The organism is Paenibacillus sp. FSL M8-0212, assembly GCF_038004645.1.
GTDB lineage: Bacteria > Bacillota > Bacilli > Paenibacillales > Paenibacillaceae > Paenibacillus.
The window spans coordinates 34,611-56,085 of the sequence record NZ_JBBORP010000001.1 but is presented as its reverse complement, the minus strand read 5'-3'; the positions used below and the strand labels follow the sequence as shown (position 1 = coordinate 56,085).

Below are 21,475 nucleotides of genomic sequence, written 5' to 3'. Positions count from 1 at the left end.
TAGTCAAGCTACGACTTGGTTGAAGCAAGGTATCTCCGGCTCACTTCCTCGGCATGCTGACGAATCTCACTGCGAAGTTGGAGGGGTTCAATCACTTCAGCTTCACGTCCCAATCGGTAAAAGAATCGTACGGCCCAGTCCCATTCCCCTGGTGGACAAAGGAATGATAATTCCCAGAGGTCCGGGGCAATTTCAATCATCTTTTCACCAATATGCTCGTCCTGTTCAGCTTCAATCATTCCCCGGTAACTCAGTTGTGCCTTAACTAGTGTTGGCGGCTGTTCTGGAGGGATCGGCTTGCTCTGCTGTTGCTCCGCCTGTTCGTGAAACACCAGTGCATCCTGTGGTTCGATCGCCTTGACTTCGATAATTCGGTCAACCCGGAACAGACGTTGTTCACCATGTTCGATCGAATATGCTTCACAGTACCAGAAGCCGGAGGAAGCATATACCCGTGAGGGACAGATATGCAACCACCGCTGACGTGTTGCGGAGCGATATAACACACTAAGCCACCCGTGTTCGGGTATGCATGCCAGCAGTGCGTCCAGATGAGGAAGAATGTAATTGCGGTCTGGAATATGATGATGCAGCTGTTTGAGCATGGGATCAATTCGCGACATGATATCATCCGGAATGATGGCCTTAACTTTGTTCATCAGGGTCCAGCGTTTCTCATGAAAGGGTGTATCCGCGTAGCGACTTAGACCTTCAAGAGCGAATATGAGCGTCGCTGCTTCTACCGGGTCCAGCTGTAATGGGGGTAATACGTAACCCTCCATAAGTCTGAAACCGCCTCCCGGACCGGAAATGGCAATAATGGGCACATTCATCTCGGAGAGGGACTGAATATCCCGAAGAATCGTGCGACGGGAAACCTCAAATTTCTCGCCTAATGAGTGTGCCGTTTCGTGACCATGCTGTAATGCCATTACGATGGCAGCAAGCCGATTTGTTCTGTTCATGTCAGCCACTCCGTTTCGATCTGCGCCGCCGGAAAGTGATGTCGTAGTAATATTTCTATTGTAACAACGAATAAGTGACATCATGAGTGTCACCAATATTTCAACTGTTCATTATTTTATAATGGATCAGCATCAGGATTCACAAGCATGTTCCGGCAGGCTTTGTTAAAATGTGTTTCTCGTCCAATTCGCTTTGCATACTGATATTTCCTTCTATCAAAAAGACCACAGATCATGCCAAAAACCCGCATCCGGTGTAAACGGATACGGGAAGTAGCAGCTTTTGGCTTACAGAAGACGATAAAGGTCTGAAATCTATACCAATATGCTCGCTGAAGACAATAACAAGTATAAAAGGAATGAATATGTGACACTTTGTATCACGGGTATTTCCATCACATTGTTTCATTCCGAATGATTCCAATTAAGCGAAATCCCTTATTTCATTTCGAGCAATTGCACCCCACGGGCTTCAATCTCAACACTTCCCGAAAGCTCACGATTGGTGAGCAGATCATGTGCCTTAGCTGTTCCCAGATCATAGGATTGCGTGGTTGCGTTATGGTTCATGACAAACAGGTAGGGTTTGCCGTCTTTGGTTCGTGCGCTTACTTCAACACCTTCTGGTGTCTCGAGCAAGGACTCTACGTTCTTGGCTGCTGCAAGCTGTCCCAGCAAACCATCCAGGAAGCGCTCATCCGGGTCGGATGCAACGTACCAGGCGTCACCTTGACCAAAGGTATTACGTGTCACAACAGGCATGCCTTTATAAAAGTCGTCTCCATACTCCGCGATGACTTCGGCTCCTTCACTGTGCAGCAGGTCACACAACATGCCGCAGCCATACTCTCCTTCAAGATCTCCGTAGGCTTCTTTGAGGACTATGCTGTTCTTTTGCTCAGGCAGCAGGGCATCAATTTCTTCCACCCAGATTCCGAGCAGCTTACGTAACTCTCCCGGATATCCACCTGTAGTCACGAGATCGTTCTCGTTGACAATGCCGCTGAAGAAGGTTGTCAGGAATGTTCCGCCTGCTTCAACATACTTCTCCAGTTTGGCGGCAAACCCTGGTTTAACCATGTAAAGGACAGGCGCGAGAACGATGTCGTATTTGCTAATATCCGTATCCACACTGACGATATCTACCTGTATGTTGCGACGGAAGAAGGCTGCGTAGTATTTATGGATCTGATCCACATAGTTCAGGGCAACCGTAGGTCCGCTTGATTTTTCGATGGCCCACCAGTTATCCCAGTCGAACACAATCGCTACTTTGGATTCAACAGATGCATCCAGTGTGGTATCTCCAAGGATCTGCAATTCCTTGCCCAGCTCAGCGACTTCGCGGAATACACGTGTATTCTCGTGTCCAGCATGCTCAATAACTGCACCATGATACTTCTCACAGGCACCAATGGAGCGGCGAAGCTGGAAGAACATAATGGTATCGGCCCCGTGCGCAACAGATTGATAACTCCACAGACGCATGACACCTGGACGTTTCAGTGAGTTATATGGCTGCCAGTTCTGCTGACTTGGTGTTTGCTCCATAAGCATGAACGGTTGACCATCTTTCAGTCCGCGCATAAGGTCATGAGCCATTGCCGTGAAGCTGACGGGTGTTGCGAGACCGGGATAGCTGTCCCAGGATACAATATCCAAATATTTTGCCCATTTGAAATAATCCAATTGCTTGAAAAATCCCATCAGATTGGTAGTCACAACGGAGTCCGGAATGTGTTTTTTGATCGCATCGTACTCCAACCGATAACAGTCCAGCATGCTGTCTGAGTTGAAGCGGGAGTAGTCCAGCGAGATTCCTTGGAACGTTGAATTGTTGTTACCCCAATGTTCACTCAGGTTGCTCGGCAGTACAATCTCGTCCCAATCGTAGAAGGTATGCCCCCAGAAATTCGTGTTCCATGCTTTGTTGACCTGTTCCAGAGTCTGATAGCGTTCTTTCAGATATACGCGGAATGCTTTCTCACAGTTCTCACAGTAACACTCACCGCCATATTCATTGGAGATGTGCCATACGAGAACAGCGGGGTGATCCTTGTATCGTTCAGCTAGTTTATCTGCAATCTTCTCGGAATATTTGCGATAGGTCGGGCTGTTGGGACAGGAATTATGGCGCCCACCGAATTTGCGTTTGCGTCCATCGGCATCTACACGAAGCACGTCTGGATATTTCTTTGCCATCCAAGCCGGATGGGCAGCAGTGCTTGTTGCAAGGCATATATAGACACCATTTTCATATAAACGATTAATGAGTTGGTCGAGTTCTTCAAAATGGTAAGTAACTTCATCAGGCTGAATTAGTGCCCATGAAAATACGTTAATTGTGGCAATATCAATGCCTGCCAATTGGAACATGCGCAGGTCTTCAAGGTGGGTTTCGTGATCCCACTGTTCCGGGTTATAATCGCCCCCGTAGAACATTTTGGGCAGTTTGCTGCTAATCAATGTGTTCACCTCTTGTATAAGAATAATCCTATACTATATGATACATATGACTTTTAAAATATAATAAAAGTAATGACTCATATAAGAATACGGAACTCTATTTCAGCGTATACCCAAGGAGGCATCCCATGTTTATCTCCCCCCGACATCAACGATATTTCATGACATCACGTGATCACCCGCTGCCCCTTTATATTGAGAGCCTAGGTTATAACGGCAATCAGGAGAAGGTGTCCAGACCTGTGGGGTATCCCTGTTACCATTGGCTTCAGACAGTAAAGGGAGCCGGAGAATTCAAGTTTGCCGGGTCCACCGTCATACTGGGGGAAGCATCCGGTATTTTGTTACCGCCGAATGAACCGCATGAATATGTGCGCGCCCAAGGGGAGTGGGAGACATTCTATATTACATTTGGCGGTTCCCAGTGTCCTGCAATCTTGGAGTCACTTAGTCTGGGTGAAGCGGCGTTCTATCAGTGGGAGCAGAACAGTCCTTTCAATGATTACGGCCAGGAAGTGCTGGATTCAATCAGAAGTGATCAGGATTTATCGGGACTTGAAGCGTCAGCGGATATATACCGATTTCTGATTTTGCTGAAAAAACATGGCATGACGGGCAATCGTTCTTCCATCTCACATGCCGTGGAGAGACTCGCTCCGCTCATTGCATTCATGGAACAGCATTATGCGAATCCCGAGATTGGGCTCGAACATATGGCTGACCTCACGGGGATCTCATCCAGACATCTGAATACCTTGTTCAAGCAGTCCTTTGGCATGACAGCCTACAGTTATTTTATTTTGCTGCGCATTCGCAAAGCCAAGGAAATCATGACCGCAGAACATAGACCCACGATTAGGGAAACTGCAGTTAGGGTAGGGTTTCGAGATGCAAGCCATTTTGTTGCAACCTTTCGCAGGATTGAGGGGGTGACTCCTGAACAGTTCCGTAATTTGTACTAACATGTACCCAAATGAACAAAAAGTGATGCCAGGAAGGTATTGATGCCTTAGGGGCATTACCGTTATGATGGTATCGATTCCTGAGATTCGAAAACGTTTAAACGGACCCATGGTTCCGTTCTATTTGGAGAGGATGATTGAAGATGACAACAACGATACCTTTATGGGATCATGCTGCACCTTATGCAGCCCAGGGCCATGAAGACGAAATGCCACATTTGATTCCATTTATTCAGCCCGGTTCCGAGAGCGCTGTCATTGTGTGTCCAGGGGGCGGCTATGGATTTTTGGCTGATCACGAAGGTGCTCCAATAGCCGAATTGTTGAACCGTGCAGGCATTAGTGCGTATGTCCTGAAATATCGGGTGGCGCCTCACCAGCATCCTGCACCGATAACAGATGGTCAGCGTGCCATACGTTATGTTCGTGCTCATGCTGAGCGGTATGGCATCAACCCTGCCAAGATTGCAGTACTTGGTTTCTCCGCAGGCGGACATCTTACTGCAACACTGGGAACGCTGTATGACGAGGGACAACCGGATCATGAGGATCCGATTGAACGTCAAAGTTCACGCCCGGACCGAGTCATTCTCTGTTATCCGGTCATTACGATGGAGTCCTATGGACATGCCGGTTCTCGTGAGAATTTGCTTGGATCTGACGCGACTGCCGAGCAGATTAAGGCTTTTAGCGCGGAGCAGCAGGTGAGAGCGGATGCTCCCGAAGCGTTCATCTGGCACACCAGCGCTGACCAGGCAGTGCCTGTAGAGAATAGCTTGCGTTACGCACTTGCATTGGGCGAGCATGGCATTCCCTATGATTTGCACGTTTTTGAGAAAGGTTCACATGGTCTTGGGTTGGCTGAGGACAACCATGCGATTCGGGTATGGTCGGATCTGTGTCTCACATGGCTCAAGAATCAAGGCTGGTAATCACTGAATGATAACAAGTTAACGGTCCTGACTAATCAATTATTCTTATATTAGCGCTTTAGAGCGAAGGAGAAAATGAAGATGAAATTGCAGAAAAATGACAAGCTTCTGTTTATCGGAGATTCGATTACGGATTGTGGTCGGGAACATCCTGTAGGCGAAGGCAGTTCAGGTCTGGGCCATGGTTACGTAGCGCAAGTCTATGCGCTCTTGCGCTCCATCTATCCGGAATTGATGTTGCGTGTCCAGAATGTGGGTAATGGTGGAAATACGATTCGTGATCTGAAACAGCGCTGGGATCGTGATGTGCTGGACCTTAAACCGGACTGGCTGACGATCATGATCGGCATTAACGATGTATGGCGTCAGTTCGACAACCCATTGTCAACAGAATCACATGTGTTTCTTGAAGAATACGAATCGACATTGCGTGAACTGGTGGCTTCGGTTCGTCCCAACCTGAAAGGTCTGGTACTGATGACTCCTTATTATCTTGAGGCCAATCCGGAAGACCCGATGCGGGCAACGATGGATATCTACGGAGAAGCGGTACGCAGGGTAGCCAGTGAGTATGATGCGGTGTATGTGGATACACAGGCTGCATTTGCTCCATTTTGGGATCATTTCTATACGTCTGTGTTGACTTATGACCGGGTACATCCGGATGCAACGGGCCATATGGTACTGTCCAAAGCATTCTTGGATGCCATCGGATTCGAATGGTCAGGCGGCGTCAAATCTGAATAAGGACGTGATGGCATGAGCGACGTAACTGTAGCAGTACAAACCCCGGCATTACTGGGGGAAGGTCCAAGCTGGGATGCGGAGAACAATCGATTATTGTGGGTAGATATTGAAAGTTTTAAGGTGCATGTGTATGATCCGGCTACAGGGCAGGATCAGGCTTATGATGTCGGTGAACATGTCGGGGCTGTTGTTCCCTATCGTGGTGACGAAGTTGTGGTTGCTTTACGCAGTGGATTCTACACTTATAACTTACTTACGGGTGCGCGTCATGCCATTGAGGACCCCGAACAAGATAAGGATACCAATCGTTTTAATGATGGCAAGTGTGATGCGCAGGGCCGCTTCTGGGCAGGCACGATGAGCATGAATAATGAAAGCCAAGCCGGATCACTGTATTGTTTGGAGCAAGGACACCCCGTTCGCACAATGGTACAAGGTGTATCTACATCCAACGGCTTGGGCTGGAGTCCGGATCGGCAGACCATGTATTACATTGATACCCCGACACGTTCTATTGACCGGTTTGATTTTGATCTGACGGCAGGTACGATACAAAATCGGACAAGTGTCATTCACATACCGGAGGAATTTGGTTTTCCGGATGGGATGACGGTTGATGCTGAAGGTATGCTGTGGGTTGCGCATTGGGGCGGAGGAAGAGTCACTCGCTGGAACCCGCATACATCAGAACTGTTGCAACAGATCGAGGTGCCGGCAGATCAGGTAACATCCTGCTGTTTTGGTGGACCGGATCTCGAAGAGTTATACATTACAACAGCACGCATTGGGATTAAGGAAGAACGTCTGAAAGAGACACCGGATGCGGGCTCACTTTTTGTCATCAGACCGGGGGTTAAAGGGCAGGAGACTCACGCTTATGGTAGCCAGCAATAAACAGGTGCCAATCATGTAGTTAACCTTTATCTGGTTTGCCAAGTGAGAAACGATTCCATTTTTTTACACTTATATGAAATTTCGAAAGATGCTGTTCTAACAGCATCTTTTTTTTGTTGTTTAAACGATTTTGAACACTGAAAATATTTTACAAAAAACGGAATTTCGACAGAGGGGTTTGGGGATTGCCAGCGAATGTTATTTATTGAAAGTATTATCCAGATAAACGCGAATCAAGAACAATTATGTAAGCGCTTAACAGTATGGTTGTAAGGAGGTGAGGCTTCTTGTAATAAGAGATGCATTGATTCGTCTGGCACGCCATCATCAGCACGATGAGACAGCGGGGATAGACCGAAATGCAGTAACGAAGTAGAAGAGGAGGATAAGTTGATATGAGAACGTTTATGGGGAAATTGCGAATGATGAGTCTGACGGTTGCCGTAGTAACCGCTTCGCTGGGAGGACTTGTTGGAACGACAGCGGCGGCACCAAGTGAAGCCTATGAGTGGAAAAATGTAGTGACTGGTGCAGGTGGCGGATTTGTGCCGGGCATTATTTTCAACGAGTCGGAAAAGGATCTGATCTATGCCCGTACGGATATCGGGGGAGCCTATCGCTGGAATGCGGCCAACGAGAGTTGGATACCTCTAACGGATTTTGTCGGCTGGGATGACTGGAACAAGAATGGTGTGGACGCACTGGCTACGGACCCGGTTGATCCCGATCGGGTGTATATGGCCGTTGGGACGTATACGAATTCGTGGGACCAAAATAATGGCTCCATCTTGCGCTCTACGGACCGGGGAGATACATGGCAGACCACAACACTTCCGTTCAAAGTGGGCGGCAACATGCCGGGACGTTCAATGGGAGAACGCCTGACCGTGGACCCGAATGATAACAGTATTCTGTATTTCGGTGCACGAAGTGGTCATGGGTTATGGAAAAGTACCGATTACGGTGTGACCTGGAACGAAGTCACAAGCTTCCCGAATCCGGGAAATTATGTGCAAGATCCTTCGAATGAATATACCAGTGACATCGTAGGTCTGGCATGGGTTACGTTTGACAAAACAACAGGTTCGGCAGGGCAGGCAACCCAGACAATCTATGTGGGTGTTGCGGATAAAGATCAAAGTGTATATCGCAGCACAAATGGTGGCCTGACTTGGTCAGCTGTTGCTGGTCAACCTACAGGTTATATCCCGCATCATGGTGTGCTCGATTCAGACGGAAGCCTCTATATTACGTACAGCGATGGTGTTGGACCCTATGATGGGGAAAAAGGTGATGTGTGGAAACTGAATACGTCGACAGGTGTCTGGACCAACATCAGCCCTGTTCCAAGCAGCAGCACGGATAATTATTTTGGATATGGTGGATTGGCTGTTGATGCACAGAATCCCGGTACATTGATGGTTGCGACGTTGAATTCCTGGTGGCCGGATGCCACCTTGTTCCGCAGTACAGATGGCGGAGCGACGTGGACACGCATATGGGAATTTGAAGGGTATCCGAACCGCAAGTTACGTTATACACAGGATATTTCGGCAGCGCCATGGCTCACATTTGGCACCAATCCTGCCCCACCCGAAACAACCCCGAAACTGGGCTGGATGATCGGTGATCTGGAGATTGATCCGTTTGATTCCGATCGCATGATGTATGGAACGGGTGCTACGATCTATGGAACGAAGAACCTGACAGACTGGGATGATGATAAGAAAATCAATATTTCAGTGATGGCAAAAGGGGTTGAGGAGATTGCCGTACTGGATCTGATCAGCCCGCCAAGCGGTGCACATTTGATAAGCGGAGTGGGAGATGTCTCGGGATTCCGTCATAACAATCTGGATCAGGCGCCAGCAACCATATTTACGAGCCCGAACTATTCTTCCACAGAAAGTCTGGATTTTGCAGAGTTAAGTCCAAATACGATGGTTCGCGTAGGTAAAGCAGATTATGCTGCTGATCCAAATGCAAAATCCATTGGTTTGTCCAGTGACGGAGGTACTACGTGGTATAAGGCCAATGCAGAACCTGCTGGCACAACTGGAGGGGGTACCGTAGCCATCTCTGCGAATGGTAACCGACTCGTATGGAGCACATCAGATAAAGGTGTACATTATTCGACTGGCGGCAATTCATGGACGGCAAGTACGGGCATACCTGCACAGGCAAAAGTGATTTCGGATCGTGTCAATCCAAACAAATTCTATGGATTTGCAGCCGGTAAAATCTATGTGAGTGTGAATGGTGGTGCTTCCTTCACGGCATCACCTGCGACCGGACTTCCGATGGAAGGAAATTCTGATCTGGATGCCGTTCCAGGTGTTGAAGGGGAACTCTGGTTTGCAGGTGGAAGTGAGGAAGAAGGTCCTTACGGATTATGGCATTCCACAGATTCAGGAACGACATTCACGAAGCTTGCCAATGTAGAGGAAGCAGACAGTATCGGATTCGGTAAAGCGGCCCCTGGTCAGAGCGTTGTGGCGTTATACACGGTTGCACAGATCGATGGAACACGTGGATTCTTTCGCTCCGATGACGGTGGTGCCAATTGGGTTCGTATCAATGATGATCAGCATCAGTATGCTCGTGTAACTACAATTACGGGTGATCCTCGTTTGTATGGAAGAGTATATCTCGGAACAAATGGCCGGGGAATTTTGTATGCTGACCGTGTTGGAGGTAACAATGGCGGAGGAGACGGCGGGGGTACACCAGTGACCAACTCTGCGATTACACCGATTACAGCCGAATTTGATCGCAAAGCAGGCAATCAGGTTAATATTCCAGTCACGTTAACACTTAACGGCAATACACTTACATCCATTCGCAACGGGAATGCAACGCTGGTTTCAGGTACAGATTACACGTTAACAGGCAATGAGGTCGTATTAAGTAAAAACTACCTGGCTTCACTGCCAAATGGCACAGCGACGCTAACCTTTCAATTCAGCGCAGGCGCTCCTGCGACCTTGAATCTGCTCATTAAAGACACGACAGCTGCACCTGTTGGAACCATACGCATTGAGATGTTTAACAGCAACACTTCAGCGACGGGCAGCTCGATTAGTCCCAAATTCAAACTGACAAACACAGGTACTACAGCCTTGAATCTGTCTGATGTAAAGATCAGATACTACTACACGATAAACGGTGAACAGCCTCAGAACTTCTTCGCTGACTGGGCAACAGCTGGCAGTTCGAATGTAACAGGCACGTTCAGTGCGCTCAATCCAGTTCGGACTGGTGCTGACCACGTGCTTGAGATTGGATTCTCAGCTTCCGCTGGAACTCTGAATGCGGGACAAAGCACGGAAATCCACACTCGCATCTCCAAGAACAATTGGACCAACTATACGCAAACGGATGATTATTCTTTTGCAGGTAGTCAGACTTCCTATGCGGACTGGACCAAAGTTACCGGTTATGTCGCGGGAAGTCTCCAATGGGGAATTGAACCATAAGTGAGTGATTTAACGAAATAAAGGATTGAAATAGAGGTCCTGATTCGCCAAATGATCGAATGGCGAGTCGGGGCTTCTTATTTTGTCGAAATATAGTGTAAAATATAGATAGTTACCATTGCTTAAAGGATCGTTTTAGGATATAAAAAGATGTACAATCAATTTTAAATTAATGTAACCGCTAACACTGGAAAGTGTTTATAACCGATATATAATAGTTGGTATAGCCTGTACAGATATAGAGGAAAGATTAGACAAGGGGGTCGCGATCATGAACCGGTTGTGCAAGGTGCTGATTGTTGACGATGAGTTTCTGGTAAGGCAGGGCATAAAGCACCATATGAACTGGGAAGCGGAAGGATTTATCATTGTGGGAGAAGCTTCCAACGGTGAAGAAGGATTACAGCAGGTGAATCTGTTAAAACCGGATATTGTGATTACCGACATTGTCATGCCTGTCATGGATGGCGAAACGTTTGTCCGTACACTAAAAGCCAGTAATCCGCAGATTGAAGTTATTGTACTTAGCAGCTTCAGTGAATTCGAGTATGTACGTTCAACGCTTCAGCACGGGGCAGCCGATTATATACTGAAACCCAAGCTGGATACGAATGAATTATTGCAAGTCCTTCAACGCACAGCGGGTAAAATTCCCGAGCTACAGTTCGAACCTTCGCACGATGGCTGGAGGCTTGGGCAACTGATGGAGAAGATGCTGTCCGGATTTACACTGGATGAAGATAGCGAAATGCCGATGATTCGAGATACCTTTCCGTATGAATCCTTTCGCTTGCTGGTGTATAAACCCGTGGGTGCTGGAGGGAATCCACTGAAGATGGATCAGGAACAGATGGAATCCAAGCTCCGCAGTGATCTGCCTGAAGTAGAATGTGCAATGGTTCCCGCAGAGGGTACATTACCTGTGATGCTTCTTAATGTCGATCCTGCGAGAGATCAATGGATGCTTGAACGGATCAGACAGTTGGCCAGTGAAAATGCAGCAGGAGAAGGCAGTCCTGGTTGGGTGCTTAGTGAAAGCTTTACTTCATTTGAACAGATGGGTGTTGTTTACCGGGAACGCCTGGTTAAGCTGATTGAATATCGCTTCTATTATAAGGATCGACCAATCCTGGTGTATGGCGAACTGCCTCCAATGCATCCCGCAGGTTACCAGTTTAATGTGAATATGTTTTTGCAGCATGTGAAGCGTAACAGGGTCGAAGCGGCAAGGGAGTATTTACAGGATCATGCGGCAACACTTGGACGGGATTATATTGCCGATGTGTTTGAGATCAAATCATTTCTCGGTAACTTGATCTTTAACGTGACCATTACCCTCGCGGATATGGATGTCCAATCTGCCGGGCTGGAAGAGAGCAAATATACGTATTTTAAAAATGTGGACGGGGCTTCGAGTCTGGACGAAGTTATGACTGTGCTTGACCAATTCATGACCGAAGTTCAGGAGTGCACCGTTGGTGCGGGTGGAAAACGAAGTGATCCCAACATGAAGATGCTGCTGGATTACATGCATGAGCACTTTGATCAGCCGCTCGGGCTTGCTGAAGTAGCCAAGCATTTTCATTTTAATCCATCGTATTTATCCAGTTATTTCTCATCGCACAAAAAAGAAGGATTTAATGAATACTTGAATAAAATTCGGATTGAAAAAGCCGAGGAACTGCTCCGATCCGATGATGTAACGATCTCTGAGATTAGCAGTATGGTAGGCTATTCCGATCATAGTTACTTTTGCAAAGTGTTCAAAAAATTCACCGGATTATCACCAAGCCGATACCGGCGCAAATTCTGGGCATAAAGTCAGAAGGATAAGATCATGAAGAAATGGATGAACCAATTATCTCGTCTCGGATTGTTTCCCAAGTTGTTTCTGGTTATGGTGGTCAGTATTGTCCTCGTTGCTGTACTCATCTTATGGACGACCATTCACATGTCAACCAATCTGTTTACTGAGACGTTCAGTATCACAAACTCCAAGGTGCTTAATCAGATCAAAACAAATTTTGAATCCTTTAATGAGGCCATTGCTGCCGTATCGAATAATGTGACGCAGAGTGGATCGATCCGAGGATTCCTGTCCGAAGGAGATGCCGATTCCCTCACGATGGCCAAATCCTTCTATAATATGAGGGAAACGATGGATCGAATTCAATCCATCACAGAATCCTACGAAGTAGGGATAACAATTATCGGGATTAATGGACGGAGCTATTCCACGAATCGTGCTCACCTTCAGTTGTCCGTGGATGAATTGAAGCAGGAGCCAATTACGATGGAAGCAGCTGAGACGCCGAGTCGTCTTATCTTTGATGTTTACCAAAACGAGGCGACGCTCGGGAGTCAGCAGATGATCTCTGCGACGAAGGCGTTGACGGACCGAACACGCAGCCGGATATACGGTACGCTCTATGTCACGATGAGAGAAGACATATTCCGGCAATTTTACAGCAGCTTTACAAGTCGTGGCAATGATGTGGTCATTATGAATGAAAAAGGTGAGATTGTATCATCGAATCGTGAAGACTGGATCGGAACAACTCAGCTGGATTTGCTATCGTATGCCCGAGAAATGAACAACAACTCTCCGAGAAGTATTAATGCTCGGGTGATGGATCAGGATAGCGTTGTGCTATCCGAGTATCTACCGTTCTATCGGTTTTATATTGTCAATGTAGTGGATAAGGATCTGGCGATGGGTCAACTTATCGACATGAAGACTGTTGCCCTGATCTGTGCAGCTATCGTTGTGGGGGCACTCATCCTCGTGTTTCTCATCACCAGCCAGATTACCAAGTCACTGCGCAGACTTGTGAGGCAGATGTCCAACATTACAAAAAGTGATCTGGACAACTACATTCCGGTGAGTGGGAGCTACGAGAGCAGGCAGCTTGGCCATGCTTACAATTACATGCTTGATGAACTGCATGATTATGTGGATCAGTTAGTACAGACACAGCATGAACAACGTAACGCAGAGCTTGCGGCATTACAGAGTCAGATTAATCCTCACTTCTTGTACAATACACTTGCATCTGTCAAAGTTCTGGTGCAACAAGGCAACAAAGACAGGGCTGCGGAGACCATTAACGCATTAATTGGATTGCTGCAAAATACGATCAGTGATGTGAGTCAAACTGTTACAGTGGAGCAAGAAGTCGAGAATTTGAAAAATTATGTCTTCATTAATCACGTCAGATATGGTGGCCGGATTAAAGCAGCTTTCTACGTTGCTCCGGATTGTACACACTATCATGTACCCAAACTGGTGATCCAGCCGTTTATCGAGAATGCGTTTTTCCATGGATTTATCAAGAAAGAAACGGGTACGATTCATGTCATGGTTTCCAGAGCGGGAGAATCACTCATCTGTGAGATTATGGACAATGGTGATGGAATTGAAGGGCTTGTCATGGGAGAAACATTGCCCAATCCAAAAAACAATCGTCAACTATTCAGTGGTATCGGTATTCGCAATGTACATGACCGTATTGAGTTATTATATGGTTCACCTTACGGTGTCACGATTATGAGCAATGTCGGTGAAGGGACGAGAGTAACGGTTACATTGCCTTTAATCACGAGTTGAATCGAAACCCGATTCGATTGAATACACTTAAAATCGAGATCCCTCGCTTCTGTTTTCTACAGAGGCGGGGGATTTTCACGTGTCAGAGAAAGTGGGTGAAATCATTTTTGTACTATTTCAAGATCAAGAAATTACAAAATCAAAAGAAATTACAAAAAACCAAATTTAATGCAAACGGTTTCTGTAAAGGTTTTCATTGTGGCAATAAGATGACAAATCCGTACAAAATTATTACTAACGAATGGAGATATGGGAATGATAAGATGAATACATCGAAAGCAACCGCTTTCAGAAAACGCAAACAAATTACACACAAAGAGGTCGAAGGGGAGTTGAATATTTTGAAAAAAATGTGGGTATTGATGCTCGTTACAGTACTGCTGTTGTCCGCATGTTCATCCGGTGGCGGAGGTAATTCCGCTAGTGGTGGTGACGAAAAAACAAACGAAATTACGGTCTGGGCTTGGGACAAAGCTTTTAACGTAGCTGCAATGGAAACAGCAAAAGAAGCATATCAAAAAGCAAATCCTGATGTGAAAATTAACATCATTGAATACGCTCAAGCTGATATCATTCAGAAACTGAACACAGGTCTTAACTCCGGAACTGCCAGCGGTCTTCCAAACGTAGTTCTGATTGAAGACTATCGTTCACAAAGCTTCTTGAATGCATATCCTGATGCGTTCAAAGATCTGTCTTCCAGTATCACGGCTTCCGATTTTGCAGATTACAAACTCGGACCAACAGCTTTTGATGGCAAACAATACGGAGTACCATTTGACTCCGGTGTTGCTGGTTTGTACTACAGAACAGATCTGCTGGAGCAAGCTGGCTACAAAGCAGCTGACCTGCAAGACATCACTTGGGATGACTACATCCAAATTGGTAAAGACGTAAAAGCTAAAACAGGTAAAGAGCTTCTTTCTCTTGACCCGAATGACCTTGGTTTGATTCGTATGATGATCCAAACTGCAGGTAAATGGTATTCCGCAGAAGATGGTAAAACACCTGACATTGCTAATAATGCTGCTCTGAAAGAAGCGTTTATTACTTACAAAGCAATGATGGATGCCAACATTGTTAAATTGCACTCTGACTGGAGTCAATTCGTTGCCAACGCCAATAACGGTAGCGTAGCAACAATTCCTACAGGTAACTGGTTCTCACCATCTGTACGTCAAGAAGCTTCCCAATCCGGTAAATGGGCTATAGCTCCAATGCCGAAAATGGCTGGTCAACCAAACTCTGTTCACGCATCCAACTTGGGTGGAAGCTCTTGGTATGTTATGAATAACGTTCCTGGTGCAGATCAAGCAGCTGATTTTGTAGCAAAAACATTTGGTTCTGACAAACAATTGTATCAAGATCTGTTGAACAACATCGGCGCAATTGGTACGTACAAACCAGCAGTTGATGGTGATGCGTATGCCAAAGCAGACGAGTACTTCGGCGGACAAAAAATCTTCACAGACTTTGCGAATTGGACGAAAGAAATTCCAAGCGTAAACTATGGTATCAACACATATGCCATTGAAGATATTCTGGTAGTAGAAATGCAAGCATTCCTGAACGGTAAATCAATCGATGACGTTCTGGCTGATGCACAAAAACAAGCTGAAGCACAATTAAACTAAGATACCCAAGGTAACTTATAGAACCCTAGGAAACATCGGAGCCGTCTCCCATGTCCGGCGCAAGTCGAACCGGATATGGCGAGAGGCTCCGTGGGTTCTACCCATGTTCCATGGAGAGAGAGGAGCCATACTGTGAAAGCCATGAATACAGGAGACAGTCTCCAAAAGAAAAATAATTTGACTGGATGGGCTTTTGTTTTGCTGGCTGTTGTCGGGATTGTTGCATTTTACTTCTACCCGATGATCCAAGCGCTGCTCTTATCGTTCAAGTCTGGTGTAGGAGCCAATCTTGAATTTTCGGGCCTTTCTAACTACAAAAGATTGTTAGTTGATACAACGTTCCGTACAGCATTATCGAATACATTTATCTACTTGATCATTCAAGTGCCTGTAATGATTATTCTCGGTTTGTTTATTTCCGTATTGCTGAATGACAGCACACTACGCTTCCGGAGCTTCTTCCGTACAGCGATTTTCTTGCCTTGTGTAACTTCATTGGTAGCGTACTCTGTTGTATTCAAATATTTGTTCGCACCAGATGGAATGGTGAATCAATTCCTTATGGGCTTGCACATTATTGGCGATCCAATTCAATGGATCACAGACCCGTTCTGGGCTAAAATTACGATCATAATCGCCGTTACTTGGCGTTGGACCGGATATAACATGATTTTCTATCTGTCATCCCTGCAAAACATCGATCAATCGATCTATGAAGCTGCAAGAATTGACGGAGCGAATGCTTTTACACAATTCTTCAAAATCACAGTACCTTTGCTCAAACCGATTATCCTCTTTACGTCAATCACATCAACGATTGGTACATTGCAAATCTTCGATGAGATCATGAATATTACCAAAGGTGGTCCAGGTAATGCGACCATGTCGATTTCACAATACATCTACAACCTTTCGTTCAAATATTCACCGGACTTCGGTTATGCAGCAACAGTGTCGTATTCCATCGTAATCTTGATTATTGTATTGTCCATCATCCAGTTTAAAGTGGCAGGTGATAATAAAAATGGCTAAAGCTAAAGCAAAACGGATTTTCACATATGTGTTCCTATCCATCGTCGCCTTTGTATCCATTTTCCCTTTCTTCTGGATGCTGGTCAGTTCAACAAATGCATCAGTCGATGTCACCAAGGGTAGACTGCTGCCGGGTTCAGCTTTCATTGATAACTTTAACAAACTGATTGATTCGACAAATCTGGTACAGGCTCTCGGAAACTCGGCGATTATCTCTGTAATCTCCACTGTCTTGGCACTGTTTATTGGTTCCATGGCAGGTTATGGCTTCGAGGTATATCGCACGAAGTCCCGTGATGTCGTGTTTAATATCCTGTTGTTATCCATGATGATCCCGTTTGCAGCGATCATGGTACCACTGTATCGTATGTTTGCAACAATCTCGGGAGTTGCACCGGTTATTGGAATCAACACGATGGCAGCAGTGATCCTGCCAACCATCGCAACAGCGTTCCTGATCTTTTTCTTCCGTCAGAACACCAAAATGTTCCCGAAAGACTTGCTGGAAGCTGGACGTATTGATGGTTTGAGTGAACTCGGCATCTTCTTGAAGATCTATATGCCAACCATGAAAACAACATATGCAGCGGCAGCAATCATTACATTCATGAGTAGCTGGAACAACTATCTGTGGCCACTCATTGTATTGCAAACACCTGACCAACAAACGATTCCACTGTTGATCTCAAATCTAGGTGCTGGTTATTCTCCGGATTACGGAGTAATCATGACAGCAATCGTGATTGCAACACTGCCTACAGCAATCGTTTTCTTCATCATGCAGAAACATTTTGTTGCAGGTATGGTAGGTTCCGTGAAGTAATGAAAACAGCATAATCCGTGCAAATGACGGGTGCAGGAAAGAAGAGAGGGCGCTGTTATGGCGTACCTCTGTCTTTTTTGTTTATGTAAAGCAAAAGGAAACCCAGAGTAAACCTTGAATAAGTCAAACTATAACGTTTTAAAGGGAGAGAGAGCCGATGAAAGCAACAAAGGCAGATATCAGCTGGTTGGGGGACGTAAGTGTATTTGAGGTGAACCGTCTTCATGCCTATTCCGATCACCGTTATTACCAAACAATGGACGAGGCTGTAGGTTCAGGCGCGATGTCCATGCGTTATGATCTGAATGGTACGTGGAAATTCAACTATGCAATTCGTCCGGACAGCCGTTCTGAGTTTTTCTATACATCCGATTTTTCCAGTGAAGGCTGGGATGATATTGAAGTTCCGGGGCATATCCAACTACAAGGATACGGACAGATTCAATATGTAAATACACAATATCCTTGGGATGGACTGAACGAAATTCGTCCGCCGGCATTGCCGCAGGATAAAAATCCGGTTGGAAGTTACATTCGCACATTCCACCTGCCGACAGGTTGGGAGTCGAATCCGGTATATATTTCTTTCCAAGGTGTAGAGTCTGCATTCTATGTATGGCTTAATGGACAATTCGTAGGATACGGGGAAGACAGCTTTACGCCATCTGATTTTGACCTGACGCCATTCCTTCAGGATGGAGAAAACAAACTCGCTGTTGAGGTGTATCAACGCAGCACAGGCAGCTGGCTGGAAGACCAGGATTTCTGGCGTTTCTCCGGTATTTTCAGAGATGTGTATCTGTATACGGTCCCAACTGCACACGTTCGTGATGTTCATGTTCGCACAGATCTGGACAAGTCCTATACGAACGGTACACTTCAACTAGATTTGAAACTGGAAGGAAAAGCGGTTGCTGGAGCACGTGTAGAGGCTGAACTTCGTGATCGTGAAGGTAATACCGTTAAAACGTTTGAATCCAAGGTTAACGATGGACAAGTAAGTCTTCGTGAAGATATTGGTACAGTGAATCTGTGGAGCGCAGAGATTCCATACTTGTACCGCCTTTATATTCGTGTATATGATGCTGCGGGTACACTGGTTGAGGTTGTTCCTCAAGCCGTTGGTTTCCGTACTTTTGAAATGATCGATAAAGTGATGCACATCAACGGTAAACGTATCGTATTCAAAGGTGTGAATCGCCATGAGTTCAACCCGCGTCGTGGACGTGCAGTTACGAAGGAAGATATGCTGTGGGATGTTCGTACGATCAAACAGAATAATATGAATGCTGTACGTACGTCACACTATCCAAACCAAAGTCTGTGGTATGAGCTGTGTGATGAATATGGATTGTATGTTATTGATGAGATGAACCTGGAGACACACGGATCTTGGCAGAAACTTGGTGCCGTTGAGCCTTCATGGGTTATTCCAGGTGACAAACCGGAATGGCATGATATCGTTATGGACCGCGCTGTATCCATGGTGGAGCGTGACAAAAACCATCCGTCCATTCTGATCTGGTCTTGTGGTAATGAATCACATGGTGGTGAAGTCATCTACAAAGTATCCCAATACTTCAAATCAGCTGATCCAACACGTCTGGTACATTACGAAGGTGTATTCCATGATCGCCGTTTCGATGAAACAAGTGATATGGAGACTCGCATGTATGCCAAACCGGCGGACATTGAGGAATTCCTGAATGCAAACCCGACGAAACCTTATATCAGCTGTGAGTACATGCATGCCATGGGTAACTCTATTGGCGGTATGCACAAGTATACGGAGTTGGAAGACAAATATCCGATGTATCAAGGTGGTTTCATCTGGGATTACATCGACCAATCCATTTATAAAAAAGATCGTTACGGCAAAGAGTTCCTCGCTTATGGCGGAGATTTCGGTGATCGTCCATCAGACTATTCGTTCTGTGGCAACGGTATTGTCCATGCTGACCGTAAAGTAACTGCGAAAATGCAGGAGGTCAAATTCCTTTACCAGAACATCAAGTTGTTCCCGGATCGTGAAGGTGTTAAAATCGTGAACGGTAATCTGTTCGCAGATACATCTGCGCTGGAACTGGTATACAGCCTGGAGCGCGAGGGACATGAAGTGCTGCGTGGAACATTGGAAGTGAACGTGGATGCACAAAGCGAGACGGTAGTGAAACTTCCGCTGGGTGCAGAAGCTCTAGCGGGCGGCGAGTACGCTGTGAACACTGCATTTGTGTTAAAAGAAGCTACACTGTGGGCTGACAAAGGTGAAGAAGTGGCATTTGGACAGTTTATTTTCACAAAGGATCAGGTAAATGATGCAGTTGAAGTCGACTTGAACCTTGTAAGTGATGTACAGGTGGTTGAAGGTGACGTTAACATTGGTGTTCGTGCTGGCAAGACACATGCGCTGTTCTCCAAACAATTCGGTACACTGGTTTCCCTAAAATTGTCCGGTCGTGAGACGATTGCTGTGCCACCTGCACCGCTCTTCTGGCGTGCAATGACGGATAATGACAAAGGTATGGCGATGGGCTTCGAACTGGGTGCCTGGTATGCAGCGAGCCTGATGCCACGTCCTGTAGAGTGGAAAGCGGAACAGAAACCGGATCAATACCGGATCGAGTTCACGTACAAGCTTAACATTTCGGAGGATGTACAAGTAAAAGTGGTATATACCGTTCATGCAGATGGAAGCGTACGTGTGCATAATACGTACAAAGGTACAGCTGGATTGCCAAACCTGCCAATTCATGCATTGTCCTTCAGAACATCACCTGATTTCGAAAACGTGGAATGGCTGGCGATGGGACCCGAAGAAAATTATGCAGACCGCGCATTTGGCGCACGTCTCGGTATCCACGGCAGCAAGGTAGCTGATACCATGGCTCCATATCTGGTACCACAGGAATCAGGCAACCGTACGGGCGTACGTTGGGCCAAATTGACAGACAACGCGGGACGTGGCTTCAAAATTGAAGCATCCGGAACTCCAGTCGAGCTGAATGTCTCACCATATACAGCATTTGAGCTGGAGAACGCACAACATGCGTACGAATTGCCCCCTGTGCACTATACGGTCGTGACTGTAGCAGGTAAACAAATGGGTGTTGGCGGTGATGATAGCTGGGGTGCTCCGGTTCATCCGGAATACCTGATCCCTTCGGACGGCGAACTAACATTTGAATTTGTCATTCGTGCACTGTAATTAAAAGGATCGTACAGAATAAAGAATGTATCCTATAAAGAACAGAGGTCTTCGCTCGTCGGAGGCCTCTGTTTTGTTATGTCAACGAACAGCTTGAGAGGCTTTGTATGAAACCGTTCTCTCTCCAACCTCGTAATGTACGAGACAGGAAACATAAGAGGGGGGTTCAAGATGAGTAAAAAAGCAAAGACAGGTATATGGGTGACGGTGTTGGTCTTCTTGGGTATCATTGTTGGATGTTTCATATGGTATTTCAATACCGCTTCAGGTGAACGTGCACTCAAAACGATGAGGTCCAATAACTCGGGTGGCCTGGAGAGGATTGTTAAAGTGTACAGCAATAATGGTGAATTGATTCAGACCTATGATGGCAAAATTGACGTGGAAGATACGGAATACGGCAATAAAGTATTATTTGATCTCAATGGGAAACGTGTTGTGATCTATAATGCAACGATTGTTGTTGAAGAGAAGTAAAGCAAAATTAAGGAAATGATATAAGGGTCGGGTGAGATTTTTTATGGTGGATATGTACCTCATAATCCTTGTTGCTATCTTGGGAATGATCCTGTTTTATAGTTTGATCGCTTATTTCTTAATTCGTTTCATTTCAAAAAAAGCATTCAAGCTGACGTTAACCAAATATGAAATGACGGAGATTATAACCTGGCTCGCCGTGTTGTTTATTACCTTCATGATGATTAAGAATGGTTCGATAAATCTTCTTTTGCC

General features: G+C 46.0%; 14 protein-coding genes. 12 read left to right on the top strand and 2 right to left on the bottom strand.

Annotated features, from left to right (window positions below):
• Positions 1–8: 8 nt before the first annotated feature.
• Together MKX68_RS00240 and MKX68_RS00235 are read right to left on the bottom strand one after the other, a co-directional pair.
• Entirely contained in the window at positions 9–965 is a 957-nt protein-coding gene (locus MKX68_RS00240; RefSeq protein ID WP_338593769.1) for a helix-turn-helix transcriptional regulator, read from the bottom strand.
• A 438-nt stretch (positions 966–1,403) separates the two neighbouring features.
• On the bottom strand, positions 1,404–3,431 hold the full coding sequence (locus MKX68_RS00235) for a beta-galactosidase (protein ID WP_340908255.1): 2,028 nt from the start codon (positions 3,429–3,431) through the stop codon (positions 1,404–1,406).
• Between the two features lie 128 nt (positions 3,432–3,559).
• Between MKX68_RS00235 and MKX68_RS00230 the strand changes: the two genes are divergently transcribed.
• From MKX68_RS00230 to MKX68_RS00175, 12 genes are all read left to right on the top strand, one after another.
• The gene (locus tag MKX68_RS00230; RefSeq protein ID WP_340908253.1) at positions 3,560–4,393 is read left to right on the top strand and encodes an AraC family transcriptional regulator; all 834 of its coding nucleotides are present in this window, start codon (positions 3,560–3,562) and stop codon (positions 4,391–4,393) included.
• A gap of 143 nt (positions 4,394–4,536) precedes the next feature.
• Positions 4,537–5,325 (top strand): alpha/beta hydrolase, encoded by a 789-nt coding sequence (locus MKX68_RS00225; protein ID WP_340908250.1) that lies wholly within the window; start codon positions 4,537–4,539, stop codon positions 5,323–5,325.
• Positions 5,326–5,406: 81 nt separating this feature from the next.
• Positions 5,407–6,072 carry an SGNH/GDSL hydrolase family protein gene (locus MKX68_RS00220; RefSeq protein ID WP_339784611.1) on the top strand — a complete coding sequence of 222 codons (666 nt, stop codon included), beginning with the start codon at positions 5,407–5,409 and terminating at the stop codon, positions 6,070–6,072.
• Positions 6,073–6,084: 12 nt separating this feature from the next.
• Positions 6,085–6,966: an SMP-30/gluconolactonase/LRE family protein gene (locus MKX68_RS00215; RefSeq protein ID WP_340908248.1), complete on the top strand. Its 882-nt coding sequence runs from the start codon at positions 6,085–6,087 to the stop codon at positions 6,964–6,966.
• A gap of 395 nt (positions 6,967–7,361) precedes the next feature.
• Positions 7,362–10,442, top strand: coding sequence for a X2-like carbohydrate binding domain-containing protein (locus MKX68_RS00210; RefSeq protein ID WP_445671053.1), 3,081 nt, complete (start codon positions 7,362–7,364; stop codon positions 10,440–10,442).
• A gap of 271 nt (positions 10,443–10,713) precedes the next feature.
• Entirely contained in the window at positions 10,714–12,261 is a 1,548-nt protein-coding gene (locus MKX68_RS00205) for a response regulator transcription factor (protein WP_340908246.1), read from the top strand.
• Between the two features lie 18 nt (positions 12,262–12,279).
• A complete protein-coding gene (locus tag MKX68_RS00200) occupies positions 12,280–14,049 on the top strand; it encodes a cache domain-containing sensor histidine kinase (RefSeq protein WP_340908244.1) in 1,770 nt (589 codons plus the stop codon).
• Positions 14,050–14,399: 350 nt separating this feature from the next.
• A complete protein-coding gene (locus MKX68_RS00195) occupies positions 14,400–15,683 on the top strand; it encodes an extracellular solute-binding protein (protein WP_338594901.1) in 1,284 nt (427 codons plus the stop codon).
• A 141-nt stretch (positions 15,684–15,824) separates the two neighbouring features.
• A complete protein-coding gene (locus MKX68_RS00190; RefSeq protein WP_036610887.1) occupies positions 15,825–16,715 on the top strand; it encodes a carbohydrate ABC transporter permease in 891 nt (296 codons plus the stop codon).
• Positions 16,708–17,538 (top strand): carbohydrate ABC transporter permease, encoded by an 831-nt coding sequence (locus MKX68_RS00185; protein ID WP_062833750.1) that lies wholly within the window; start codon positions 16,708–16,710, stop codon positions 17,536–17,538. Before MKX68_RS00190 ends, MKX68_RS00185 begins: the two co-directional genes overlap by 8 nt.
• A gap of 157 nt (positions 17,539–17,695) precedes the next feature.
• The gene (locus MKX68_RS00180; protein ID WP_340908242.1) at positions 17,696–20,743 is read left to right on the top strand and encodes a glycoside hydrolase family 2 TIM barrel-domain containing protein; all 3,048 of its coding nucleotides are present in this window, start codon (positions 17,696–17,698) and stop codon (positions 20,741–20,743) included.
• Positions 20,744–20,914: 171 nt separating this feature from the next.
• Positions 20,915–21,220 carry a hypothetical protein gene (locus MKX68_RS00175; RefSeq protein ID WP_127543817.1) on the top strand — a complete coding sequence of 102 codons (306 nt, stop codon included), beginning with the start codon at positions 20,915–20,917 and terminating at the stop codon, positions 21,218–21,220.
• The last annotated feature ends 255 nt before the right edge of the window (positions 21,221–21,475 follow it).

What these genes read in the sequence shown, in the direction of transcription:
- MKX68_RS00185 (WP_062833750.1), top strand. Translation starts at nt 16,708, where the DNA reads ATGGCTAAAGCTAAAGCAAAACGGATTTTCACATATGTGTTCCTATCC.
- MKX68_RS00180 (WP_340908242.1), top strand. Translation starts at nt 17,696, where the DNA reads ATGAAAGCAACAAAGGCAGATATCAGCTGGTTGGGGGACGTAAGTGTA.
- MKX68_RS00175 (WP_127543817.1), top strand. Translation starts at nt 20,915, where the DNA reads ATGAGTAAAAAAGCAAAGACAGGTATATGGGTGACGGTGTTGGTCTTC.
- MKX68_RS00190 (WP_036610887.1), top strand. Translation starts at nt 15,825, where the DNA reads ATGAATACAGGAGACAGTCTCCAAAAGAAAAATAATTTGACTGGATGG.
- MKX68_RS00230 (WP_340908253.1), top strand. Translation starts at nt 3,560, where the DNA reads ATGTTTATCTCCCCCCGACATCAACGATATTTCATGACATCACGTGAT.
- MKX68_RS00220 (WP_339784611.1), top strand. Translation starts at nt 5,407, where the DNA reads ATGAAATTGCAGAAAAATGACAAGCTTCTGTTTATCGGAGATTCGATT.
- MKX68_RS00225 (WP_340908250.1), top strand. Translation starts at nt 4,537, where the DNA reads ATGACAACAACGATACCTTTATGGGATCATGCTGCACCTTATGCAGCC.
- MKX68_RS00205 (WP_340908246.1), top strand. Translation starts at nt 10,714, where the DNA reads ATGAACCGGTTGTGCAAGGTGCTGATTGTTGACGATGAGTTTCTGGTA.
- MKX68_RS00200 (WP_340908244.1), top strand. Translation starts at nt 12,280, where the DNA reads ATGAAGAAATGGATGAACCAATTATCTCGTCTCGGATTGTTTCCCAAG.
- MKX68_RS00240 (WP_338593769.1), bottom strand. Translation starts at nt 965, where the DNA reads ATGAACAGAACAAATCGGCTTGCTGCCATCGTAATGGCATTACAGCAT.
- MKX68_RS00195 (WP_338594901.1), top strand. Translation starts at nt 14,400, where the DNA reads ATGTGGGTATTGATGCTCGTTACAGTACTGCTGTTGTCCGCATGTTCA.
- MKX68_RS00215 (WP_340908248.1), top strand. Translation starts at nt 6,085, where the DNA reads ATGAGCGACGTAACTGTAGCAGTACAAACCCCGGCATTACTGGGGGAA.
- MKX68_RS00210 (WP_445671053.1), top strand. Translation starts at nt 7,362, where the DNA reads ATGAGAACGTTTATGGGGAAATTGCGAATGATGAGTCTGACGGTTGCC.